The 22,852-nt window shown below is 64.4% G+C and carries 18 protein-coding genes; 5 read left to right on the plus strand and 13 right to left on the minus strand.

Translation table 11 applies throughout. The features are described 5' to 3' along the window. Nucleotides 1–175: 175 nt before the first annotated feature. Nucleotides 176–1,324, minus strand: a complete 1,149-nt coding sequence (locus RX331_RS30490; RefSeq protein WP_317253302.1) for a hypothetical protein — start codon at nt 1,322–1,324, stop codon at nt 176–178. Nucleotides 1,325–1,897: 573 nt separating this feature from the next. Here RX331_RS30490 and RX331_RS30495 point away from each other — a divergent pair. Further along, on the plus strand, nt 1,898–2,746 hold the full coding sequence (locus RX331_RS30495; protein WP_317253303.1) for a DUF1499 domain-containing protein: 849 nt from the start codon (nt 1,898–1,900) through the stop codon (nt 2,744–2,746). Between the two features lie 171 nt (nt 2,747–2,917). Here the strand turns inward: RX331_RS30495 and RX331_RS30500 are convergent, their stop codons facing one another. From RX331_RS30500 to RX331_RS30520, 5 genes are all read right to left on the minus strand, one after another. Then, a complete protein-coding gene (locus RX331_RS30500; RefSeq protein WP_317253304.1) occupies nt 2,918–3,838 on the minus strand; it encodes an MBL fold metallo-hydrolase in 921 nt (306 codons plus the stop codon). 190 nt (nt 3,839–4,028) lie between these two features. Next, nucleotides 4,029–5,243 carry an acyl-CoA dehydrogenase gene (locus tag RX331_RS30505; RefSeq protein WP_317253305.1) on the minus strand — a complete coding sequence of 405 codons (1,215 nt, stop codon included), beginning with the start codon at nt 5,241–5,243 and terminating at the stop codon, nt 4,029–4,031. Nucleotides 5,244–5,413: 170 nt separating this feature from the next. Beyond that, nucleotides 5,414–6,487, minus strand: a complete 1,074-nt coding sequence (ribB, locus tag RX331_RS30510; protein WP_317253306.1) for a 3,4-dihydroxy-2-butanone-4-phosphate synthase — start codon at nt 6,485–6,487, stop codon at nt 5,414–5,416. A gap of 223 nt (nt 6,488–6,710) precedes the next feature. Then, nucleotides 6,711–7,211 (minus strand): peptidoglycan-binding domain-containing protein, encoded by a 501-nt coding sequence (locus RX331_RS30515; RefSeq protein ID WP_317253307.1) that lies wholly within the window; start codon nt 7,209–7,211, stop codon nt 6,711–6,713. Nucleotides 7,212–7,414: 203 nt separating this feature from the next. Next, on the minus strand, nt 7,415–9,142 hold the full coding sequence (locus tag RX331_RS30520) for a cation:proton antiporter (protein WP_317253308.1): 1,728 nt from the start codon (nt 9,140–9,142) through the stop codon (nt 7,415–7,417). Between the two features lie 79 nt (nt 9,143–9,221). On the opposite strand from RX331_RS30520, the gene RX331_RS30525 reads away from it, so the two are divergent. Both RX331_RS30525 and RX331_RS30530 read left to right on the plus strand, forming a co-directional pair. Then, a complete protein-coding gene (locus tag RX331_RS30525; protein ID WP_317253309.1) occupies nt 9,222–9,743 on the plus strand; it encodes a DUF3124 domain-containing protein in 522 nt (173 codons plus the stop codon). Nucleotides 9,744–9,798: 55 nt separating this feature from the next. Further along, on the plus strand, nt 9,799–11,043 hold the full coding sequence (locus RX331_RS30530) for a PLP-dependent aminotransferase family protein (RefSeq protein ID WP_317253310.1): 1,245 nt from the start codon (nt 9,799–9,801) through the stop codon (nt 11,041–11,043). A 48-nt stretch (nt 11,044–11,091) separates the two neighbouring features. Here the strand turns inward: RX331_RS30530 and hpaD are convergent, their stop codons facing one another. From hpaD to RX331_RS30545, 3 genes are all read right to left on the minus strand, one after another. Continuing rightward, on the minus strand, nt 11,092–11,919 hold the full coding sequence (gene hpaD / locus RX331_RS30535) for a 3,4-dihydroxyphenylacetate 2,3-dioxygenase (RefSeq protein WP_317253311.1): 828 nt from the start codon (nt 11,917–11,919) through the stop codon (nt 11,092–11,094). Between the two features lie 25 nt (nt 11,920–11,944). After that, on the minus strand, nt 11,945–12,238 hold the full coding sequence (locus RX331_RS39105; protein WP_410708027.1) for a helix-turn-helix domain-containing protein: 294 nt from the start codon (nt 12,236–12,238) through the stop codon (nt 11,945–11,947). Between the two features lie 97 nt (nt 12,239–12,335). After that, complete coding sequence (locus tag RX331_RS30545) at nt 12,336–13,325, minus strand: tripartite tricarboxylate transporter substrate binding protein (RefSeq protein ID WP_317253312.1); 990 nt, start codon at nt 13,323–13,325, stop codon at nt 12,336–12,338. 98 nt (nt 13,326–13,423) lie between these two features. Between RX331_RS30545 and RX331_RS30550 the strand changes: the two genes are divergently transcribed. Continuing rightward, nucleotides 13,424–15,073 (plus strand): FAD-dependent oxidoreductase, encoded by a 1,650-nt coding sequence (locus RX331_RS30550; protein WP_317253313.1) that lies wholly within the window; start codon nt 13,424–13,426, stop codon nt 15,071–15,073. A gap of 9 nt (nt 15,074–15,082) precedes the next feature. On the opposite strand, the gene RX331_RS30555 is transcribed toward RX331_RS30550, so the two are convergent. After that, nucleotides 15,083–16,363: an amidohydrolase/deacetylase family metallohydrolase gene (locus RX331_RS30555; protein WP_317253314.1), complete on the minus strand. Its 1,281-nt coding sequence runs from the start codon at nt 16,361–16,363 to the stop codon at nt 15,083–15,085. Between the two features lie 276 nt (nt 16,364–16,639). Here RX331_RS30555 and RX331_RS30560 point away from each other — a divergent pair, with 276 nt between their 5' ends. Then, complete coding sequence (locus RX331_RS30560) at nt 16,640–16,867, plus strand: hypothetical protein (protein WP_317253315.1); 228 nt, start codon at nt 16,640–16,642, stop codon at nt 16,865–16,867. Nucleotides 16,868–16,936: 69 nt separating this feature from the next. Here the strand turns inward: RX331_RS30560 and RX331_RS30565 are convergent, their stop codons facing one another. The 3 genes from RX331_RS30565 to RX331_RS30575 form a co-directional block, all read right to left on the minus strand. Then, nucleotides 16,937–18,109 (minus strand): acetyl-CoA C-acyltransferase, encoded by a 1,173-nt coding sequence (locus RX331_RS30565; RefSeq protein ID WP_317253316.1) that lies wholly within the window; start codon nt 18,107–18,109, stop codon nt 16,937–16,939. Nucleotides 18,110–18,718: 609 nt separating this feature from the next. Next, nucleotides 18,719–19,069 carry a hypothetical protein gene (locus RX331_RS30570; protein ID WP_317253317.1) on the minus strand — a complete coding sequence of 117 codons (351 nt, stop codon included), beginning with the start codon at nt 19,067–19,069 and terminating at the stop codon, nt 18,719–18,721. 192 nt (nt 19,070–19,261) lie between these two features. Continuing rightward, nucleotides 19,262–22,732: an indolepyruvate ferredoxin oxidoreductase family protein gene (locus tag RX331_RS30575; RefSeq protein ID WP_317253318.1), complete on the minus strand. Its 3,471-nt coding sequence runs from the start codon at nt 22,730–22,732 to the stop codon at nt 19,262–19,264. Between the last annotated feature and the right edge of the window lie 120 nt (nt 22,733–22,852).

A 22,852-nucleotide genomic window follows, 5' to 3' on the forward strand; every position in this document is an offset into this window, starting at 1 on the left:
TTCGCCGGTTCACGCCAGCCGGAGGGTTACCGGAGCGCCTGAGTTTTCATGGCCACGCAGACGAACGGTCTGGGCTGAGAACGCGCAAAGCGTCGCCCTTTGCGGCAAATGGCCGCCGTCCCACGATTGAGAATGTCAGTGCAACGGGGGGGGGCGCGTGGCGCCCGTCCCAGAATCAGCGCGAGAGCGCCAGCGCGTCGAGTTGTCGCTGGGCGTCGGGCTCGCCCCATTCCTTGGCCCGCTGATACCACATGCGGGCCTGCGCGATATCAGCCAGCGGACCATCGGCGCCGATCTGCCTGAGCCGCGCCGGATCGTAGGTGGTGCCGACCAGCAGCGCCGCGCGCGCGTCCCGCGCCTCGGCCCCGCGCAGCAGCAACAGCCGGGCCGACTGGACATCGCCGGCGGAGAGCAGATCCTGTCCGCGCTTGATCAGTGCGGCAATTTCCCTGGGATCGAGGCTGCGCACGACCTCCGGCCGCGGTGCGGCGGCCAAGGCCGGCGGCGAAGGCGCGGCCGTGGCAACGGCGACAGGCGCGGCTACCGGTGGCGCGACGACGGCGACCGGCGGCGCAATGACCGGCGGCGGCGGGGCAACGACCGGCGGCGGTGGTGCGGCCGGCGCTGCAGCGACCGGCACTGGCGCCCAGGTCAGCCGCGTCGAAGTGCCCGTGACCGCAGCGCCGCTGCCGTCGCGCAGTTCGGCGGTCACCAGCATCTGTCCGCTAAAGCCATCCGGCGGGATGACCGATACGCCGGAAATTTCGGTCGCCGACACGCGCCACTCGCCCGGACCGACGCGCCGGCCGGACGTCAGCCGTGCGCCGGCGCTCAGTCCAGCGATGGATACGTAGGCATCTGGCGGCGGGGAACCTACATGAATCCCGAGCGGCACCGGATCGTTGGTGAAGCCGCTGCCGTCCTGCACGGCCAAAGTCGCCGAGCGGCGCGGCGGCGGCGACGGTTGCTGGGCCGGCAGCACCGAGGATTTCACCGACTGCCAGGCCGCCGAGAGCGACGCATTTTCCTGGTTGGCCGGGCGTTGCGACGACGGAATCGCCATGACGAGCAGCATCGCGATACTGGCTGCGATCGCCACTGCGATCGAGAAGCGGATCACCTGCTGAAGCAAGGCGCGGCGCCCCGACAGGTCGCGGAGCACGGACGGCGCCTCGACAGGCACGTTGTCCCTCGCCTCCTGCATCGCCTGGGCGACGGCCTTGGTGAAAACTTCGGAATCCTGGCGGCGTGCCGGCTTGCCAAGCGGCTGCAATGGCGGTCCTTCCGTCTGCACGCGCGGACGCCAGCCATCGTCGTTCTTCATGAGCAACGGCTCCGCCTGCTCACTGATTGCCCGTTCCCTCAACTCACGCGGCGCATAATATGCCGGGTCGTTGGGGCCGACATATCCTTCGTGCTTTGCATTACTCATACTGAACACTCGCCCTCGTGGGGCCTTCCGCCAGCCCCGCGGACGTATGCCGATTGCGCCCGATGCGATCCTAGAACTCCCGGGGCGCAACCGCAATTTTTTTGCGAATCTACCCGCAACCAAGGATAAGGAGTGGTTGAGATCACCCTGCAGCGCTTGCGGCTGACACCCGCCGTTTCCCCAATGGGTTGGCGTTCGCCGCGTCCCGTGCAGAACAGTCCCCTGTTGCGGCAAATACGACAACCCGGCGGCAACAGGTAGACGAAAGTTGGGCTGACTTCAATCTACAACTAATAATCACTTTACGGGGATAGTTAACCCCTCGGAGCTTTCTCAGCAAAGCGATTGACCGACTGATATCGCGTGCAAAACCTTGAAATTCGCGCCATGCCGTGGTCTCAAGCTGCGGGTTTGCAGCCCGGCCCGCCCTGCCCGGCTGGACCCCAACACGGCAGATTTTGACCGATGGCCCGAAGGTTTTCCGCTCCCTACCAGACGGAGCCCGTGTCCAGCCTCGCTACCTGGTCGCGCAACCTTGCCATCTTCGCCGTGGTGGCGGTCGTGGTCTCGATCCTGATCGTCCGCTTCGGCTTTCTGGAGATGAAGCCGGCGCTGGCGACCTTTTTCGGTGCGCTCGGCTGCGCCGTGCTTTCCATCCTGGTCGGCCTCGCCGCCTTTGCCGCGATCTGGCAGAACGGCTCGCGCGGCATGGGACGCATCCTGCTGGCCTTCCTGATCAATGCCGTGCTGCTGGCCTACCCGGCCTATCTCGCCTTGCAGTACCGCAAGCTACCGGCGATCCACGACATCACCACCGATCCGGTCGATCCGCCGCGTTTCGAGGCGCTGGCGCGGCTGCGCAGCGGCGACGGCACCAATTCCGCGGTCTATGCCGGGCTCTATTCGGCCGAGCAGCAGCGGATCGCCTATCCTGACATCGAGACGGTGGAGCTCGAAGTGCCGCCGCAGCGGGCCTATGAGGTGGCGCTGGCGCTGGTCATCAGGCGCAAATGGCTCGTCATCGACGAGCGGCCACCGCAACCGCCGCGCCGCATCGGCCGCATCGAGGCGGTGGCACGCACGCCGATCATGGGATTTCGCGAAGACGTCTCGATCCGCATCACGCCCGACGGCGAGGAATCGCGGGTCGATATCCGCTCCTCCTCGCGCTATTTCGAAAGCGATCTCGGCAGCAACGCCGCGCGCGTTTCCAAGCTGATCGAGGACATCAATACGGCCGTCGACAACGCCAAGCCGGCAACCAAGAAGCCGCAGGCGCCGACGAAAGCCCCGGCGAAGACGGTGAAGAAGTGACGCTTACCGCACGAGATGTGCGCTCCCTCGCCCCGCCCTTGCGGGGAGAGGGTTGGGGTGAGGGTTGGGGTGAGGGGCTCTATCCGCAGAACGTGGTGCCAGTTGATTGACCTGTACCCCCTCACCCGGATCGCAAGAGCGATCCGACCTCTCCCCGCAAGCGGGGAGAGGTTAAGAAGCCAACCGATACGTCCCGCCGATCACCGGGTCGCCGTCGGTTGCGACGATGCCACGGGCGACCAGGTCTTCCAGATGGGCCAGCACGGAATACCCGGCGGCGCCTGTCAGCCGCGGGTCGATGCCGATATAGATCGCGCGCACCATGGTCGGGATGTCGGCTTCGCCTTTGGCGAGGCGGTGCAGGATCGAGGCTTCGCGGGCCTGACGGTGCCGGGTCAGGAAGCGGACGTAACGCGGTCCTTCCGGAATTTCCGGGCCATGGCCTGAGAAATACAGATCCTCTTCGCGGGCCTCCAATCGCGCCAGCGAGGCCATGTAGTCGATCATCGATCCGTCTGGTGGCGCCACGATCGAGGTCGACCAGCCCATCACGTGATCGCCGACGAAATTGATCTTCCGCTCCGGCCAGGCGAAGGCCAGGTGATTGGCGGTGTGGCCGGGGGTCGCGACCGCCTCCAGCGCCCAGCCTTTTCCTTCGATGAAGTCGCCGTCCTTGACCTCGATGTCGGGGCGAAAATCGCGGTCGGCGCCGGATTCCGGATTGTACTTCTCGCTTTCGAAGCGCGGCCGCGAGGCACGGTGCGGCCCCTCGGCATAAACAGGCGCGCCGGTCGCCGCCTTGATCCGTGCGGTGTTCGGCGAATGGTCGCGATGGGTATGGGTGACCAGAATATGCGTCACGGTCTCACCGCTGACAGCATCGAGCAGCGCTTTCGCATGCGCTTCGTCATCGGGACCGGGATCGATGATCGCGACGTTGCCTCGGCCTACGATGTAGCTGACCGTGCCCGTGAAAGTGAACGGGCTCGGATTGTTGCATAGGACACGCCGCACGCCGGGCCGCACCTCGTCGGCGATGCCGGGCTTGAGCGGGAAGTCGCGGTTGAACGGGATGTCGTCGTTGTCGGCCATGCGGACTTCCTGAGTGTCGAGCCGTTGAAACAATCTCAGTCGTCATACCCCGCGAAGGCGGGGTATCCAGTAAACGCCAACGCTCAAGATGAAACGAGAGGCCGCGGCGTACTGGATCGCCGCCCCTAGTGCGCAATTGCGCACAAGGCGGGCGATGACAGCGGAAAGTGAGGCCACGCCGGGGTACCTCTTACGAAAACGCCTGTATCCCCGTGATGGCCCGACCGAGGATCAGAGCGTGGACGTCGTGGGCGCCTTCATAGGTGTTCACGGTTTCCAAATTCGCGGTGTGGCGCATCACGTGATACTCGATCTGGATGCCGTTGCCGCCGTGCATGTCCCGGGACACCCGCGCAATGTCGAGCGCCTTGCCGCAATTGTTGCGCTTGACGATCGAGATCATCTCCGGGGCCATCTTGCCCTCGTCCATCAGGCGGCCGACGCGCAGCGAGGCCTGCAGCCCGAGCGCGATTTCGGCCTCCATGTCGGCGAGCTTCTTCTGCACGAGTTGCGTCGCCGCCAGCGGCCGGCCGAACTGCTTGCGGTCGAGCGTATACTGCCGTGCACGATGCATGCAGTCCTCCGCCGCGCCCATCGCGCCCCAGGAGATGCCGTAGCGAGCGCGGTTGAGGCAGCCGAACGGGCCCTTCAACCCTGACACGTTGGGAAGCAGCGCGTCCTCCGGCACCACCACCCCGTCCATCACGATTTCGCCTGTGATCGAAGCACGCAATGAAAGCTTGCCGCCGACCTTCGGCGCCGACAGGCCCTTCATGCCCTTCTCGAGAACGAAGCCGCGGATCTGGTTGTCATGCGCGGCGGACTTGGCCCAGACCACGAAGACGTCGGCGATCGGGGCGTTGGAAATCCACATCTTGCTGCCGGTCAGCTTGTAGCCGTCGGAGACCTTCTCGGCGCGGGTCTTCATGCCGCCGGGATCGGAACCGGCATCCGGCTCGGTCAGGCCGAAGCAGCCGACCCACTCGCCGGTCGCGAGCTTGGGCAGGTATTTCTTGCGCTGGTTCTCGTCGCCATAGGCGTAAATCGGGTACATCACCAACGACGACTGCACCGAGTTCATCGAGCGATAGCCGGAATCGACGCGCTCGATCTCGCGCGCCACCAGGCCATAGGCGACATAGCTCGCATTGGCGCAGCCATACTCTTCCGGCAGCGTGATGCCGATCAGGCCAAGCTCGCCCATCTCGTTGAAGATTTCGCGGTCGGTCTTCTCTTCCATATAGGCCTTGACGATACGCGGCAGGAGCTTGTCCTGCGCGTAGGCACGCGCGGTGTCGCGTATCATGCGCTCATCTTCGGTGAGCTGGTCGTCGAGCAGGAATGGGTCATCCCACTGGAAGGAAGCCGCCGCCGGCTTGTCCTTGGTTTGAGGGCGCACGCTCATGAAAATCCCTTTCGCATCACTGTCCTCATGTAAATTGCCGCCAAATTAATGCGCTATCGGCGGAAGCGCAAATGTTTCACCCGTCATTCCGGGGCGCATCGAAGATGCGAACCCGGAATCTCGAGATTCCGGGTCTGGTGCTTGCGCACCATCCCGGAATGACGATGGTGTCAGTCGAGTTTTTCGTTCGAAACGATCTCGATGCCGAAACCGGATAGTCCCTTATAGTCGTGCACCGACGAGGTCAGGTTGACGATCGAGGTGATGCCGAGATCGCGCAGGATCTGGGCACCGACGCCGACTTCGCGCCATTGCCGGTTGCGATCGGCTTCCGCGGTCTTCTGTTCGCCGACCGGCTCGACTGGAACCCCGGCCGCGCCGTCGCGCAAGTACACAAGCACGCCGCGGCCGGCATTCTTGAAGTGGCCCAGCACGATCTGCATACGCGCCTGGCCGGTGAAGAGATCCTTGACGATGTTCGGCTTGTGCAGCCGGGTCAGCACGTTCTTGCCGTCGCCGACGCCGTTATAGACGAAGGCGGCATGCGCGATCTCGTCGAACGGCGAACGATAGGCATAGCCCTGCAGCGGGCCGATCGGACTTTCGGTGGTGAAGGTCGCGACCCGTTCGATCAGCTTCTCGCGCGCCTGGCGGTAGGCGATCATGTCAGCGATCGTGACGTGCCTGAGCTTATGCTTGGCGGCGAAGCGCGCCACCTGCTCGCCCTTCATCACGGTGCCGTCGTCGTTCATCAACTCGGAGATGACGCCGACCGGCGGCAGCCCGGAGAGCTTGCAGAGATCGACCGCCGCCTCGGTATGGCCGGAACGCAGCAGCACGCCACCGTCGCGGGCGATCAGCGGGAAGATGTGGCCGGGCCGGGCGAAATCATTGGCGCCGGCGTTGGGATTGGCGAGCGCGCGGCAGCAGGAGGCGCGCTCCTCCGCCGAAATACCGGTGCCGCCATCCGGCTTGTAGTCGATCGAAACGGTGAAGGCGGTGGTGTGGTTAGATTCGTTATGCGCCACCATCGGATCGAGCCGCAGCCGGCGGGCGTCGTCGGTGGTGATCGGCGCGCAGACGATGCCGGAAGTGTGGCGGATGATGAATGCCATCTTATCGGCGGTGCAGAGCGAGGCCGCGACGATCAAATCGCCCTCGCCCTCGCGATCGTCATCGTCGGTGACGACGACGAGCTCACCCTTGGCAAAGGCTTGCAGAACTTCCTGGATGGTATCGGCCATTTCGTAAAAATCTCGCCAAATCTCGCTCGGTCGAGGAGTGCATTAGCCGGACTTCTGGGCCAGCGCCAGCCTCAATACGCAGGGCAGAACCGCGGCCGGCCGGTCGATGGAAGCCCTGCCGCAACAGGCCGGCATGGCAGGGCCGGCTCCATGCTGCTAGCGCTGAAGGATTTGGCAAAGGCGGCAAGGCCAGCTGAGCGGTGCGTCCTTCAGGCTGGACGCGTCACCTGCGGAATAGTCCGCCCACCACTCCCCCCACTCCTCCTACAACGCCGCGCACCGCGCCGCCCACCGCGCCGATTGGACCGCCGACGCCACGCGAATAGCGAGTACCTCTGCCAGCGCGACGACGGTCTTGACGGTCAGATTTGCGAGCCTCTGCCGCTGCGTCCGTTAGTACCTTGTGCTGGGCAGCGTTGAGGAAGCCAGTCGTAGGGTAGCCGTGCTCCTCCTGCCAGCGTGCGATGGCGGCGCGGGTCGATTCGTCGAACTTGCCATTGACCTTGGTGTCAAACCCGAGCCTGGTTAACCCACGCTGCACTGAACGACGCTTTGCCTTGGTGAGGCCGATCTGTTCCTCGGTCTCCTGGGTAGCTTCGTCGGTAACGGTTGTCGTATCGGCGGGTGCCAAGGTTTCGCGGGGCGTGCTGCTTAGACCAGCCCTAGCAGAGTGCCCGCTGCCGACGATCGCTAGGATGGACAACGCCAGGATCAAGGCGCGCATTGGCCCTTCCTTCGCTCTCAAGTCTGCCGATGGTTCGATCTAGAAAGTAAAGGTACACTGTGCCGTCCCGAACGATCAACATCCGGTGGCGCCACCGCTTCGTCGCGGAGGTAACTGTTGTATGCGGCACACAGTTCCCTGGCCTCGCGCCGATTGTTACGCCGCATTGCACGCGGGATCGGCGCAACTAAAGTCCTGGGACGTCACGGCAGCACCTCGCGGCGCTCGCTGAGCAGCGTGTCGGTCTCGGCACGCTTGTCCTCGAGCAGCCCGGCCTGGGCAGCCTCGATGACCGTGTAGAGCTCATGGGCGTCACTGAGCCTGGTCACCGTCACGTAATCGGCCCCGGCCTCGTAGAGATCGTTGACATTGGCCAGGATCTCCGCGGTCGCGACAATCTTGGCGCTCGGATTCAGCGAGCGGACGTGGCGGACCAGCTTTTCGTTGTCGGCGCCCTTGAGCAGCGAGTCCGGGATGCTGAGGATGATCAGCTCGGCCTTGCCGACGCCGGCATGCACCAGCGTGTCGACATTGCTGATGTCGCCATAGACCACGTGCATGCCGCGGTCGGTCAGGGTGCGGAACACCAGCGGGTTGAAGTCGATCACGGTGATCTGCTCGAGCACCGGCGGATTGCGGCGTTCGATCTCGGCGACCAGCGCACTGGCGGCGCGAAAGAAGCCGAGGATGACGATCCGGCGCGCCTCGCCGTGCCCGCCCTCATGGCCGGCCTCGCCTTGTTGCTTGTGATCGAGGTCGCGCAGCCCGATTCCCTTCAAGAGGCCGATCAAGCCGCGCGTGACCTGATCGCTGCGGCCCATGACGAAGGTGCTCAGCACCGCCAGCACCACGAAGGCGAAAGAAGCCGCGCTCGACGTCTCCTTGCTGATGTGGTTGGCAAGAACCCCGGTCTGGATCACCACCAGCGAGAACTCCGAGATCTGCGCGAGGTTGATTGCCGGCAACAGGCTGGCGCGCAGACCCTGGTTCATCAGATAGAGCGGCAGAAACGTCGTCACCATGCGGCTGACGACGGTGAAGGTGGCAATCGTCAGCGCCAGCCCGATCACCGACGCCCCGGGGATCGGGATGGTCATGCCGAGCGAGACGAAGAACAGCGTGATGAAGAAGTCGCGCAGCGTCGTCACCTTGGCGGTGACATCGAGCGCATAGGGGAAGGTCGAGAGCGAAACGCCCGCCACCAGCGAACCCATCTCGCGCGACAGGTGCAGCCTTTCTGCGATCTCGCCGATCAGGAAGCACCATGCCAGGGCGCCGAGCAGGATCAGCTCCGGCCGCCGCGCGATCTGGTGGAACAGCCATGGCAGCACATAGCGGCTGAGCACCAGCGCCGTCGCGACCAGCACGCCGACCCGGGCGATCGACAGCAGGATGACAGTCACCTGCAGATTGTCGAGGCTAGGCTGTACGGCCAGAAACAGGATCGCAAAGATGTCCTGCAGCACCAATACGCCGAGCGTAATCCGCCCCGGCAGCGTATCGAGCTCGCGCTTCTCGTACAGCACCTTGACGATGATGACCGTGCTCGACAGCGCGCAGGCAACGCACAGATACAGCGCGTCGAAACGGCCCGAACCCATCGACAGGCCGATGGCGACAAAGAACAGGATGCCGAGCACGACGCCGCCGATCAACTGCCCGCCGGCGGCGAACAGGATGACCTTGCCGGCTCGCACGATCTTCTTCAGGTCGATCTCCAGCCCGATCATGAACAGCATGAAGATCAGGCCGAGTTCGGAGATGACGTTGATCGACTCCTGGGACTTGACCCAGCCCATGCCGAATGGACCAATGAAGAACCCGGCGATAAGGTAGGCCAGGATCAGCGGCTGCCGGGAGAAATGCGCCAACAGGCCGAGCACCCAGGCAAACAGGATGCATAAGGTGATATCGCGAATAAGCTCGTGCATGATGGTTCCGGACTTCCCCTTCTTGCAACCTAGAGGTCCCGGCGCAAGGGTCAAACAAGCAATGTGTCACAGCCATAGAATGGGGGCTTTTGTCGCGATTCTGGCCGCGATGTCGATCCTTTCCGCTCCCCCTGCCCGCGCGCAGCCCGCTGGCGCTATCGAGCAGAACTTCGCCGCCTCCCTCACCGCCGTGCCCACAGAAAACCTCGCCGTATCCGGCGCATTCTACATTCCCGTCTATTCCAGCGTCTCGATGAGCCAGGGCAAGCTGCGCGCGGATTTTGCAGTGACGCTCAGCGTCCACAACACGTCCGAAACACGCCCCTTGGTCCTGAAGCGGATCGCCTATTTCGACACATCAGGCAAGATGGTGGAGAGCTACCTGAAGTCGCCGGTTGCGCTAAAACCGTTCGCGACCATCGAAGTGTTCATCGCAGCCAGCGACGTGCGCGGCGGAACGGGCGCCAATTTCGTGGTCGACTGGGCGGCCACGGGGGAGATCGCCGAGCCCGCCGTCGAGGCCCTGATGTTCGGCAGCGTCGGCGCCGGGCATTATGCCTTCATCAGCCAGGGACGGCCGATCAAGGCCATCAAGAACTAGCCTGCCGGAAGGTCTCAGGCCTTCTCAACGAAAAACAAAACGGGAGTGAATATCGATGTCCACCGCAACCCCCTTCAATTTTTCAGCCCTGCTGCCTGCCGGATTGCCGGCGCCGGCCGCGCGGTGGACGGGACTTGCCAAATACAGCTTCGTCGGCGGCAACAACGATCCCGAGCAGGTGCCGGTCGACGGCCTGATCGAGGCGGTCAATGCCGTGCTCCGGCGCGAGGGCAAGACGCTGGCGACCTATGGCCTTGCCAGCGGGCCGCAGGGCTATCGTGCCTTGCGCGAATTCCTCGCCACTAAATTGAAGCGCGACGCCGGGATCGCCTGCACGGCCGACGACATCATGATCGTTTCGGGCTCGCTGCAGGCGCTCGACCTCGTCAACCAGACCTTGCTGACGCGCGGCGACACCGTGCTGGTCGAGCAGGAAACCTATCAGGGCGCGCTGACCCGGCTGACGCGGCTCGGCGTCAATGCGGTCGGCATTCCCCTCGACGATCAGGGCATGCGGATGGACGCGCTGGCGGCCGCGCTCGCCGATCACAAGCGGCGCGGCATCACGCCGAAATACATCTACACCATCCCGACCGTGCAAAACCCGACCGGCTCCATCCTGCCGCTGGGGCGCCGCGCGGAGATGCTGAAACTGTCTCAGGAATACGGCGTGCCGATCTTCGAAGACGACTGCTACGCCGACCTGATCTGGAAAGGTGAGCGGCCGCCCGCGATCTATGCCATGAGCCAGCATGGTGGCGTCATTCATATCGGCTCGTTCTCCAAATCAATCGCCCCTGCGCTGCGGGTCGGTTTCATCGTCGCGCCCTGGGAAATGATGTCGCGGATGCTGGCGCTGAAGACCGACGCCGGCAGCGGCGCGCTGGAGCAGATGGTGCTGGCCGAATATTGCGCACCGCATTTTGCAACCCATGTGCCGAAACTGACGCGTGGCCTGCGCGCCAAGCTCGACACGCTGATGGAAGCGCTCAACGAGCAGTTCGGCACCGCGGCCGAATTCGAGGCGCCCGAGGGCGGCATCTTCCTGTGGGTGAAGCTGCCCGACAATGTCGATACGCTAAAGCTCTACCAGGCCGCGCTCGCCGCCGGCGTCGCCATCAATCCCGGGCCCGAATGGTCCACCGACAAGACCTATGCCGGCAGCCGCCTGCGCCTGTGCTTCGCGAGCCCCTCGCAAGAACAGATCCGCGAGGGCGTCGCCGTGCTCGCCGAAGTCTGCCGCAAGGAGTTCGGCGTGCCCGCCAGGATCGCCAATGTGGAGAAGCGGGCGCGAAGCTGAGCCAGCGCGACGCAGTGGTCAGTTCACCCGCCGATGTGAAACTCGACGTCACCTGGCCGCTGCCGCTCGATGGAAAGTAATCGCAGAGCTGCTCGGCATCGCCGTCAAAACTGTCCCAGCCGAGCGCCGCGAACAGCATGATGGTATCGGCCATGCCGCCCTCGCCGTTGCATTTGACGGCGTAGTCCGGAAGCATGTCGATGATTCGCGGTAGCGGCGCTGCTGCCAGAGCTCCAGCACACGCAGATCGACCTGGGGGTTGAACTCGCTCGCGATCGAAGTCCACGCCGCCGGCCCGAGCTTTTTGTTCGGCCACAACCGATGCGACAGCGATCCGCTGGCGAGGATCGCCACCCGCTCGCCGGCGCGCGCGATGGCACGACGCGTCGCTTCGCCGAGAATACGGCTCTCCTCCAGCAAGGTGAACAGCGGGGTCGCGACCGAGACGACCTTGGCCCAGCCATCTCCGTTCATGTAGTGCATCGGAACGATGGTGCCGTATTCGAGCCCGAGGCGCGCCACCTTGTGCGCGATGACATTGAGTCCGGCGCCGGTCGCTTCGCCCGCGATCGCTTCGGCGAGCGCAGTATCGCCCGGCAGATCGTAACGCAAATCCTGGATCATCTGCGGCGCTTCATGGCGGGTGAAGGCGCCCTGATGATGCGGATTGGCGTTGATGTGATAGCCGAAATTCGACAGCCAGTGCGTGTCGAACACGACGAAGGTCGAGACGTGCCGTTCCCGCGCCCGCCGGCCAAGCTCGCGCAGCGCATCCACCGCTCCCTTCCGCGCGCCTGCGAGCGGACTGCCCGGGACTTCCGACAGCATCAGGGACGGCACATGGCTGACCTTGGCCGCAAGGACGAGATCTCCCATGGCATCGCCTCCCCCGCGCGGCAGTTCAGCCGGCCGTCCCCTCGCAGCGAAACACCAGTGAGATCCGCAATAGCCGCACGATCGAGACGTTGCCCTTGCCGGCTTCGATCTGGGCGACGTACCGCTCCGACAGGCCCGCGCGCTGCGCTAGCTCCCGGCGCGACATGCCGCGCAGCGTGCGCATCTCGCGCACCCTTCTGCCGAGCTGGGCGAGAAACTCGCTTTCGAACGGCAGGCGGCCGTCTTCGTCATACGCCGTTGCGCCCGCAGGCGGCCGGGCGGATGTTTCGATGTGGGATAGGCTTTCGCTGCGTGCCACGCTGGTTCCTTTCGTTCGTCAATGATGACGAAGCGAACGGGATGGCTGCATTGATCAGGATCAAACGGCCGTCGTCAACATCCAGCGATATGGCGCCCTACTCGCTCTTGATGCCGGCCTCGGCGATCAGCTTGCCCCACTTCGCGCTTTCGCTCTGGATGAATTTTGCGAAAGCGTCTGAGGATGTCGGCGCGGGCTCGGCGCCGAGCACACGGATCTTTTCGATCGCCGCCGGATCGCTCAAGGCCTTGACGAAAGCCGCATTCAATTTGCCGACGATATCGGTCGGCGTGCCGGCGGGCGCCACAATCCCGAACCAGCCGACGGATTCAAATCCGCTGAGGCCCTGTTCCGCCAGCGGCGCAACATCGCGCAGAAAGGCGACGCGCTTCGCGGCGGAGACCCCGAGCGCCTTTAGCTTGCCTTCCCGGATCAACTGCTGCGAGGCCGGGATGTCCAGCACGGCGAGTGGAATGTGGCCGGCGAGAACGTCGGTGGTCGCCGGCGCGGTGCCGCGATAGGCGATCAACTGAACTTTCACGTCGGCCTTTTGCGCAAACAGCGCCGAGGTCAGGTGCATGGCGGTGCCGTTGCCGCCGTGGCCGATCGATAGCGTTTGCGGCTGGGCTTTGGCCTTCGCGATCAGGTCCGCGACCGACGTCACTTCCGATTTTTGCGAAGCGACCAGCACGAACGGGATTTCCGCCAGCAGCGTGACCGGCGTCAGATCCTTGATCGGGTCGAACGGCATCGCCGCGCGGTTGAGATGAGGATTGACCGTAAGGACGCCCGCGGCGGCGACGCCGATCGTGTAGCCGTCGGGAGCCGCCTGCGCCACCGCGCCAATGCCGATATTGCCGCCCGCCCCTGCCCGGTTTTCGATGACGATCGGCTGATGCAGCTCCTCTACTAACACGGGTTGCAGGGCGCGGATCACGATATCGGCGCTGCCGCCGGGCGGAAACGACACGATGATCTTGATCGGTTGATCGGGATATGCGTTTGCTATGCGGGCCGCCGACGGCGACAGCAGCGAGAACACAACAACAAGACCCAAGGCTATGCCCTGCCGCATCGACCGAAACATTGGCGTCTCCCCGATGATTATTATGGCCCGCAGTTATGCATGAACGTTCCAGCGCAGCAAGTGACCAGCCGGCAAGCGAGAAGGCAGCGAGCGGCAATGTGAAAACCGCCGTTCTCGTGGTCGGCGCCGGTCCGGTGGGACTGACGCTCGCGATGGACCTCGCACAGCGGGGCATAGCCGTGACCGTGGTAGAAACGCGCTCCGCCGGCGAGCCGCCGAGCGTGAAATGCAACCACGTCTCGGCACGTTCGATGGAAGTCTTCCGAAGGCTGGGCGTGGCGCGGAAGCTGCGCGACACCGGACTGCCGGCGGACTATCCGAATGATTGCTCGTACCGCACCACAGCAACCGGCATCGAGCTCTCGCGCATCTTCATTCCCTGCCGGCGCGACCGCTACACCGCCACTGGCGGGCCGGATACCGACTGGCCGACGGCCGAGCCGCCGCACCGGATCAACCAGATCTACATGGAACCGGTGCTGTTCGCCCACGCGTCAGGGATCGATGGGCTCCGGATTCTGAACCGCACCGCATTCGAGGATTTCCGCGAAGAGAACGACGGCGTCGTCGCGACGGTCCGGGACCTGCATGGTGGAACAGCTTTCCACATCCATGCCGAGTTCATCGTCGGCTGCGACGGGGCACGTTCATTGGTGCGCAAGGCGATCGAAGCCAATCTTCAGGGAACACCGATCATCCAGCGCGTGCAATCGACCTATATCCATGCGCCCGCTTTGCTCGGCATGATGGATCATCCCGCCTGGATGACACTGTCGCTCAATCCGCGGCGCTGCGGCACGGTCGTTGCGATCGACGGCCGCGAGAAATGGCTGATCCATAATCACCTCAACCGCGAAGATGAGACGTTTGAGACGGTCGATCGCGACGCCTCGATCCGCGCCATTCTCGGCGTCGGCTCCGACTTCGAATACGAGGTGCTGAGCAAGGAGGACTGGGTCGGCCGCCGCCTGGTCGCCGACCGCTTCCGCAAGGGGCGCGCCTTCATCTGCGGCGACGCCGCGCATCTGTGGATGCCCTATGCCGGCTACGGCATGAATGCCGGGATCGCCGACGCCACCAACCTCGCATGGCTGCTGTCAGCCTATCTGGAAGGCTGGGCCGACGTCAAAATCCTCGACGCTTATGAGGCCGAGCGGCTGCCGATCACCGAGCAGGTCTCCCGCTTCGCCATGGAGATGGCCGGCAGGGTCCTGAGCCAGCGCCGCACCGTGCCTGCGGAGATCGAGCATCCGGGACCAGAGGGCGACGCCATCCGCCAGCAGGTGGGGCAAGCGGCCTATGATTTGAACGTGCAGCAATATTGCTGCGCTGGACTCAATTTCGGGTACTTCTACGACCACTCCCCGATCATTGCTTATGACGGCGCGGAGCAGCCGGGCTTTACGATGGCCGACTTCACGCCGTCCTCGACGCCGGGCTGCCGGCTCCCATTCGCCAGACTTGCCGACGGACGGCCGGTCTATGACGCGCTCGGGCCGGGCTACACGCTGCTGCGCTACGATCCGGACGTTGCGGTGACCTCGCTTGCCGAGGCGATGCGCGCCGATGGCGTTCCGTTCGCCATTGTCGATGTACCCGCGGGCGAACCACAGCCGCCTGGCGGCCGAAAGCTCATTCTGGCGCGAACCGATCAGCACGTCGCCTGGCGTGGCGACGCCATTCCTGATGATCCCGCCCTGCTCGTGAGCAAGCTGCTCGGACGTGCGCGCGAGACCGCTTCCGCCTGAGCGGATCGCTCACCGCACCGCGAACGGCGCCTGGTAGGGCCGGCCGAACGGCACGCCGTTGATCACGGTCTGCACCGGCTTGAGCAACAGCTTGCCGTCGCGCTTGTTGTTGCGGGTGTCGACGAACGAGGTTTGCCCCTCGATCAGCTCCATGATCGCGACGTCGCCGGGGGCGCCGACCTGCAGCGTGCCGATCTTCGGCGCGCGGTTGATGATCTTGGCCGGCGCGCTGGTTGCCATCGCCACCACCTGCTCCACCGTATATCCAAGCAGGATGAACTTGCTCATCACGTTCGGCAGATAAGGCATGCCCGGCGTATTGCCGGAGAAGACGTGGATGTCGGAAGAGATCGTATCCGGCCCGCAGCCGCCCGGGATCGCCACTTCCGCCACCGTGAAGTCGAAGCTGCCGCCGCCATGGCCAACATCGAACATCACGCCGCGCTGCTTGGCCGATAGCGCCGCCGGCAATAGCTTGCCGTCCTGCACGATGTTGGTGAAGACGCCGGCGATATTGGGCGCTCCGGAATAGGCGTGGGTGAGCACGTCGCCCGGCCGCAAGAGGTCGAGAATTTCCGACATCAGCTCCTTGGTCTCGACGCCGCCGATATGCACCATCATCTTGGCCGGCCAGCCGCACATCTCGCAGGCCTTGATCGAACGCTTCAGCGGCTCCACCCCATGCTTGGCGATGACGTTTTCCGACATCCGGACTTTTACGCCGAGAAGGAAATCCGGATTTTCGGCCAGCGCCATCGCGCAGGCTTCGACCTGGGCGTAATCGATATTGTAGAGCTCGCCGACCGGGAATCCGGACAGGCCGTTATTGGCGATGTGCACGAAAGCGTAAATCCGCGCCCGCGACTGCGCTACGATGAAGCGGCGCAGCGCCGCGAGGTTGTTGACGCCGGCATCGCCCGCCGACACCACCGTGGTGGTCGCCTGCGCCTGCACCAGCTCGTCGGCGGGAATGCCGATTGCCGAGCCGTAGGGGTAGACGTGGGAATGCAGATCGATCAGCCCGGGCGTCACCAGTTTGCCTGAGGCATCGATGGTCTTGGCGGCCCGCGCGGCCGGAATCTCGTTCTCGACCGCCTCGATTACACCCCAGCGGATGCCGATGTCGCGCTTGCCGCGGAGCGACTGGCTGGGATCGAGCACGTCGCCGCCCTTGATCACGAGGTCGAACTTGTCGTTCGGCCCCATCGCGGCGTCGGCGCGGCCGGACATCGCGGCAACGGCAGCCGCCCCCGTCAGGCCCAGAAAATCACGGCGTGAAAACCCCGTCATCGCAGCGCTCCCCCTGATGTTGTTTTGTCCGGCGATGATGCGCTGGGCACAGGCATTCCGCAAGCAGCGAGTGTCCCACGCAAAGCCCAGGGTGGTGCCCGAGATCGCTGAGTGGGCAGGCTGACGGCCCAGCAGCCGCGCGCTCCCGTAGAGCCCGTGAGCCAAAAGTCGCGCGGTCCATGTATCTGAACAGGCGTTCAGAATTCTCTTCCAATTCCGCCGGAACGTTCCTCGCGATCTGAAGTTTTATGTCAGCTCAATTGGAGGAGACTTGGAATGAAGAGGCTTGCATATATCGTCGCTGCACTCGGCGCGCTCGTGATCGCGGCGCCGTCGATTGCTAGCGCTGAGACGGTAATCATCAAGAAGCGCGGCTATCACCATGGCTATCATCACCCCCACTACGGCGCGCGGGCTGAATTCCGGCACGACCGCGGCTGGCATCGCGGGTGGCGGCATGGTCATGGCGACAGGACCGTGGTGATCAAGAAGTATCGCTACTGAGGCTGACACCTGAAACGGAAAATGGCTCCTCGCGGAGCCATTTTCTTTACTCTACGCTGCTTCGAAGGCTCAGCTGTAGATTTCGAACAGGCCCGCGCCGCCCTGGCCGCCGCCGATGCACATCGTGACGACGCCCCACTTGGCCTTGCGCCGGCGGCCTTCCTGCAGGATGTGGCCGGTGAGGCGCGCGCCGGTCATGCCGAAGGGATGGCCGATCGCGATCGAGCCGCCGTTGACATTGTACTTCTCGGGATCGATGCCGAGCTTGTCGCGCGAATACAGGCACTGGCTCGCGAAGGCCTCGTTGAGCTCCCAGAGATCGATGTCGTCGATCTTCAGGCCGTGGCGCTTCAAGAGCTTCGGCACGGCGTAGATCGGGCCGATGCCCATCTCATCCGGCTCGCAGCCGGCCGACGCCCAGGCGACGAAGCGGCCCATCGGGTTGAGGCCACGCTTCTCGGCATCCTTGGCTTCCATCAGCACGACGGCGGCCGCACCATCCGAGAGCTGGCTGGCGTTGCCGGCGGTGACGTACTTGCCGGGGCCCTTCACCGGCTCGAGTTTTGCCAGACCTTCAAGCGTGGTCTCCGGACGGTTGCACTCGTCACGGTCGACGACGTAGTCGACGATCGATTCCGCTTTCGTCGCCTTGTCGACCACCTTCATCTTGGTCTTCATCGGGACGATTTCGTCCTTGAACTTGTTGGCCTGCTGCGCGGCCGCCATGCGGCGCTGCGATTCCAGCGAATATTCGTCCTGGTATTCGCGGCTGACCTTGTAGCGCTCGGCCACGATGTCGGCGGTGTCGATCATCGCCATGAAGATATCAGGAGCGACCTTGAGCAGCTCCGGATCGATCGATTCCTTCGGCGAGCCGCCGCCCGGAATCGAGATGCTCTCGACGCCGCCGGCCACGATGCAATCGGCGCCATCCGAACGGATCGAGTTGGCGGCCATCGCGATGGTTTGCAGGCCGGACGAGCAGAAGCGGTTCACCGACACGCCCGCGGTCGATTTCGGCAGGCCCGCGAGCAACGCGGCCTGACGGCCGATGTTGGGCGCACCATGCGCGCAATTGCCGAGATAGCAGTCCTCGACATATTCCTTGTCGACGCCGGCGCGGTCCACGGCGTGCTTGATGGCGTGGGCCGCCAGCGACATCGGCGGTGTGATGTTGAACCCGCCGCGACCGGACTTCGCCAGCCCCGTGCGTGCATAGGAAACGATGACAGCTTCACGCATTTGAAAGACCTCCCTGTGGTGCGATCCAGTATGGACTGGAGCCGCGCCCGTGTGTAGCCAAAACCCGAATTCCGGCATGCGGAACAGAATTATCCCGCCAATCCGGCCCGACGCCGGGATTTGCACAACGCCTGAGGTTCGGCAAGGGCGCGCGACGAAACAAGGGTGCGCGACGAAAGACGCATGGACGGGCTATTTCACTCCGCGAAATTGACGGCTATTGAAAACGCTCGCGCGCAAGCTGCGACGCAAATCAAGATCATGTCGGGGGTGCGATGGTAAGGGCGTTGCGACAATGGCTTGAAGCCCACGAGCTGCCTGCGATCATCGCCGCCGTGCTCGGCGTGGTCATTGCGCTTTCCGTGCTGATGGTGGTCGGCGGCTATCTCGTTGTGAAGCCCTGAGGCGGTGCGGCCTCAGATGTGCTGCGCCAATGCACATCCGTCATCCGCACCACGTTGCCGATGCCGACGCGCTTCGCGAACGACAGCAGATCTGTGCTCGCGGCGGTCCGTCGCCGAGCGCGATAGCGTCTTCGCCGACGAGGCCGATCGGCATATCGGCGGCGATCACCCTCCAGGTGGTATCGAAGGCGATCCTACAAAGAAATTACCGCTGCCATTCGCAGATGCCACCGGATGTACACGGCCAAGTCTGGATCCGCGTATCGCGCGCCTGGGCGTCGAGCGGGTTGCTGTGGCGGCGAGTCAGCTTGGTGCGGGCGATGCCGCGCGGTTTCTCGGCGCGCCCCTGCACCACATGTGTCTTGCGTTCCGGAGTCTTACGGACAACGACGCGTTCGGTCTTCACCGGCTTGCGGTCGGTTCGCGCTTCGATGCGGACGGGAGCGAATTGCGTTTCCGGGCCGAGCCGCTTTGGTGAGAGCAGAGCGCTCGAAGGATCGAGGCTGAACAGTTCACCCGCGCGATACTGATCCGCCAGCGCGGCGCTGCCCGGCATCAGGAGCCCCGTGCAAAGCACAGCCGCAAAAGCGCTTTTCAGGACCATCGCCGGTCTCCTGAAATTCAACCAAAAACTGAACAACAGCCATCATGTAGGAAGCCGGCCGGATAATTCCAGCCGGTTCCAGTCTCGAGGTTGGCGATGCGTGATTCCGGCTGTGGAAAAAGTTCACGTGCCAGGTGAACAGTCCTACTCCGCGGCCTGCGCCACCGGCTGGCCGATCGCCGCTTCCAGCCGCGCGCACTCGGCGCGGTATTTGGCGACATTAGCTTCCTTAATATGACCGTAGCCGCGAACCAGTTCCGCGGATTTCGCCAGCGCTACTAGCCGCGGCCAATCATGCGATTTGGCCCGGTCGAGCTGGCGGAAGATCATCGCGGAATATTCGCCCGCCAGCGCCCGCTCCATCCGCCGCTCGGCGGTGTAGCCGAACGGATCGAGCTTGCTGCCGCGCAGGAACTTGAATCGCGCAACAATCTCGAAGGCGCCAAATATCCAGGGGCCGAATTCCCGTTTCTCCAAGCGCCCGGTCACCGCATCGCGCCGCGCCAGCAGTGGCGGCGCCAGGCTGACCTTGACGCCGGGCTGGCCGTCGAACTGCTCCCTCAACGACTTTGCGAACTCGCCGTCGGAATAGAGCCGGGCGACTTCGTATTCGTCCTTGTAGGCCATCAGCTTGAACAGGCCCTTGGCGAAAGCCTCGGTCAGTTCATGCGAGCCCGCAGCCTTGGCCTCCGCCACCCTGACACGCTCGACCTCGGCGAGGTAGCGTTTCGAATAGGCCTCGTCCTGATAGTCAGTCAGAAATCTGGCGCGGAAGGCGATGCTCTCATCGAGGGTACGCTTGGCCGGCGCCGCGCCAGAACTCCGGAAGCGCGCCGCGCTGACGACCCGCGGCAGGTCGTGGGCCGCGAGCCGGCCCCAGGAGAAGGCCAGCTTGTTCATCTCGATCGCCGCGCCGTTGAGGTCGATCGCCTTCATGATCGCCGCCAGCGACAGCGGGATCGTGCCGCGCTGGAACGCAAAACCGAGCATGAAGGCGTTGGTAGCGATGCTGTCGCCCATCAGCGCGGTGGCGAGCCCGGTCGCATCGAGAATGTCGAGATCGGAGGCGCTGACGGCCTCATTGAGCGTATCCCGCATCATCCCCGCCTCGAAATCGATGTCGGGGTTGATGACGAAGCTCGCGGTCGGCAGCAGGTCGGCGTTGACGATCGCCCGCGTCACGCCGCGCTCGGCCCGGCTCAGTGCCGGGATGCTGGTGGCGACCACGAGGTCGCAACCGAGGATGAGATTGGCGCCGCCGGGCGCGATGCGCACAGTCGAAAGGTCATCCGTCTGCGGTGCGATACGGACGTGGCTCATGACCGCGCCGTTCTTCTGCGACAATCCCGTAAAGTCGAGCGTCGAGCAGGCCCTGCCCTCGACATGGGCGGCCATGCCGAGCAGCGCGCCGATGGTGATGACGCCGGTGCCGCCGATGCCGGTGACGAGGATGTTGTAGGCGCCGTCGAGCGCCGGCAGCGTCGGCGTCGGCAAATCGGCGAACAGCGCCGACGGATCGGCCGCCGCGCGGTCGGCCTTGCGCAGCTTGCCGCCATGCACGGTGACGAAGCTTGGGCAGAAGCCCTCGATGCAGGAAAAGTCCTTGTTGCAGTTCGACTGGTCGATCCGCCGCTTGCGGCCGAGTTCGGTTTCCAGCGGCTGCACCGAGACGCAGTTCGAGACCTGCGAACAGTCGCCGCAGCCCTCGCAGACGCGCTCGTTGATGAAGATACGCTTCGGCGGGTCCGGATAGAGCCCGCGCTTGCGGCGGCGGCGCTTTTCCGCCGCGCAGGTCTGATCGTAGATCAAGACCGTAAGGCCCTTGACCTCGCGCAGCTCCCGCTGCACCGCATCGAGCTCGCGGCGGTGATGAATGGTTGCGCGCGGCGGGAAATAGTTCGCCGGGTATTTGTCGGGATCGTCGGAGACGATGACGAGGCGCTTGGCGCCCTCTGCCGCCACCTGATGAGCGATCTGTGACACCGTCAGGCCGCCTTCGGCCGGCTGGCCGCCGGTCATCGCCACCGCGTCATTATAGAGGATCTTGTAGGTGATGCTGACGCCGGACGCCGCCGCGGCGCGGATCGCCAGCAGGCCGGAATGGGTGTAGGTGCCGTCGCCGAGATTCTGAAAGACGTGCTGTTCACTGGTGAACGGCGCCTGCCCGATCCAGCTGACGCCTTCCGCGCCCATATGCGAGATCGTCTGCGTGCGGCGATTCGGCACGGACAGCGCCATGCCGTGACAGCCGATGCCGGCCATGGCGCGGCTGCCCTCCGGAATCTTGGTCGAAGTGTTGTGCGGGCAGCCCGAGCAGAAATACGGCGTGCGCTGCAGTTTTGGCGCGCCGATGCCCTCCGCCGGGCGGTCGAAGGCCTCCAGCTTGGCCAGACGCTGCTCCAGCGCCGGGCTGCGATGGCCGACCTTGCGCAGCCGCGCCACCACGGCCGCCGCGACCATGGTCGGCGTCAACTCGCCTTCGCTCGGCAGCAGCATGGCGCCGTTCTCGTCGCGCTTGCCGACCACCGACGGACGCTTCGAGGCATCCATGTTGTAGAGGACGCGAACGAGCTGGTCCTCGATGAAGCCGCACTTCTCTTCGACGACCAATACGTCCTGCAGACCTTCCGCGAACGCGCGCGCGCCAGATTCCTCCAGCGGCCAGGTCAGCGCGACCTTGTAGATGCGGAGGCCCAAGGCCTGTGCCTCGGCATCGGTAATGCCGAGATCGGCCAGCGCCTGGCGGAGATCGAGATAGGCTTTGCCGGTCGCCATGATGCCGAGCCGCGCTGGTTTTGAATCCAGCACGATGCGGTCGAAACGGTTGGCGCGCGCGAATGCCGCGACCGCCTGCATCTTCGGGCCGTGCAGCCGCCGCTCCTGCTCCATCGGCGCATCCGGCCAGCGGATCGAGAGCCCGCCCGGCGGCATCTCGAAATCACTGGGCGTCACGATCCTGATGCGATCGGGATCGCTGACGATCGAGGCCGAGCTTTCCACCGTCTCCGAAATCGCCTTGAAGCCGACCCAGCATCCGGAATAGCGCGACAGGGCAAAGCCCAGAATGCCGAGATCGAGATAGTCCTGCAGGGTTGCGGGATTGACGACCGGCATCAATGCCGCGGCGAACACCTGCTCGCTCTGGTGCGCCAGCGTCGAGGACTGGCAGCCATGGTCATCGCCGGCGAGCGCGATCACGCCGCCGTTCGGCGAAGTGCCGGCCGAGTTGGCATGCTTGAGCGCGTCGACGGAACGGTCGACGCCGGGGCCCTTGCCGTACCAGATGCCGAACACGCCATCGACCTTGGCGCCCGGGAACATGCCGACCTGCTGGCTGCCCCACACCGCGGTGGCCGCCAGATCCTCGTTGAGGCCCGGCGAGAATTCGATGTCGTGCTGCTTGAGGAAGGATTTCGCGCGCCACAGCGCATGGTCGTACATGCCGAGCGGCGAGCCGCGGTATCCGGAGATGAAACCGGCGGTGTTAAGTCCCGCGGCGCGGTCGCGTTCGCGCTGCAACATGGGCAGCCGGACCAGGGCCTGCGTACCGGACAGAAAAATCCGCTTCGCGTCCAGACGGTATTTGTCGTCCAGACCCACTTCCATCAACGCCATTCGTCCGCTCCCCGTCGCAACGTTCCGCCGGTGATTTTGAACCGGTCTAATTGCGAACAGAATGCACCGGTTTTGCTATGCGTGCCCAGCGTGATTTCATGGCCCTACGGCATATCTCGC

The organism is Bradyrhizobium sp. BWA-3-5, assembly GCF_032917985.1.
Taxonomy (GTDB): Bacteria; Pseudomonadota; Alphaproteobacteria; order Rhizobiales; family Xanthobacteraceae; genus Bradyrhizobium.

Excerpts from the sequence above, each read along its gene's own strand:
- RX331_RS30555 (WP_317253314.1), bottom strand. The coding sequence starts at position 16,363 with ATGACGGGGTTTTCACGCCGTGATTTTCTGGGCCTGACGGGGGCGGCT.
- RX331_RS30505 (WP_317253305.1), bottom strand. The coding sequence starts at position 5,243 with ATGAGCGTGCGCCCTCAAACCAAGGACAAGCCGGCGGCGGCTTCCTTC.
- RX331_RS30520 (WP_317253308.1), bottom strand. The coding sequence starts at position 9,142 with ATGCACGAGCTTATTCGCGATATCACCTTATGCATCCTGTTTGCCTGG.
- RX331_RS30490 (WP_317253302.1), bottom strand. The coding sequence starts at position 1,324 with ATGAAGAACGACGATGGCTGGCGTCCGCGCGTGCAGACGGAAGGACCG.
- RX331_RS30500 (WP_317253304.1), bottom strand. The coding sequence starts at position 3,838 with ATGGCCGACAACGACGACATCCCGTTCAACCGCGACTTCCCGCTCAAG.
- ribB (WP_317253306.1), bottom strand. The coding sequence starts at position 6,487 with ATGGCCGATACCATCCAGGAAGTTCTGCAAGCCTTTGCCAAGGGTGAG.
- RX331_RS30560 (WP_317253315.1), top strand. The coding sequence starts at position 16,640 with ATGAAGAGGCTTGCATATATCGTCGCTGCACTCGGCGCGCTCGTGATC.
- RX331_RS30495 (WP_317253303.1), top strand. The coding sequence starts at position 1,898 with ATGGCCCGAAGGTTTTCCGCTCCCTACCAGACGGAGCCCGTGTCCAGC.
- RX331_RS30525 (WP_317253309.1), top strand. The coding sequence starts at position 9,222 with ATGGGGGCTTTTGTCGCGATTCTGGCCGCGATGTCGATCCTTTCCGCT.
- hpaD (WP_317253311.1), bottom strand. The coding sequence starts at position 11,919 with ATGGGAGATCTCGTCCTTGCGGCCAAGGTCAGCCATGTGCCGTCCCTG.
- RX331_RS30515 (WP_317253307.1), bottom strand. The coding sequence starts at position 7,211 with ATGCGCGCCTTGATCCTGGCGTTGTCCATCCTAGCGATCGTCGGCAGC.
- RX331_RS30570 (WP_317253317.1), bottom strand. The coding sequence starts at position 19,069 with ATGCCGGGCAGCGCCGCGCTGGCGGATCAGTATCGCGCGGGTGAACTG.
- RX331_RS30545 (WP_317253312.1), bottom strand. The coding sequence starts at position 13,325 with ATGTTTCGGTCGATGCGGCAGGGCATAGCCTTGGGTCTTGTTGTTGTG.
- RX331_RS30565 (WP_317253316.1), bottom strand. The coding sequence starts at position 18,109 with ATGCGTGAAGCTGTCATCGTTTCCTATGCACGCACGGGGCTGGCGAAG.
- RX331_RS30575 (WP_317253318.1), bottom strand. The coding sequence starts at position 22,732 with ATGGCGTTGATGGAAGTGGGTCTGGACGACAAATACCGTCTGGACGCG.
- RX331_RS30530 (WP_317253310.1), top strand. The coding sequence starts at position 9,799 with ATGTCCACCGCAACCCCCTTCAATTTTTCAGCCCTGCTGCCTGCCGGA.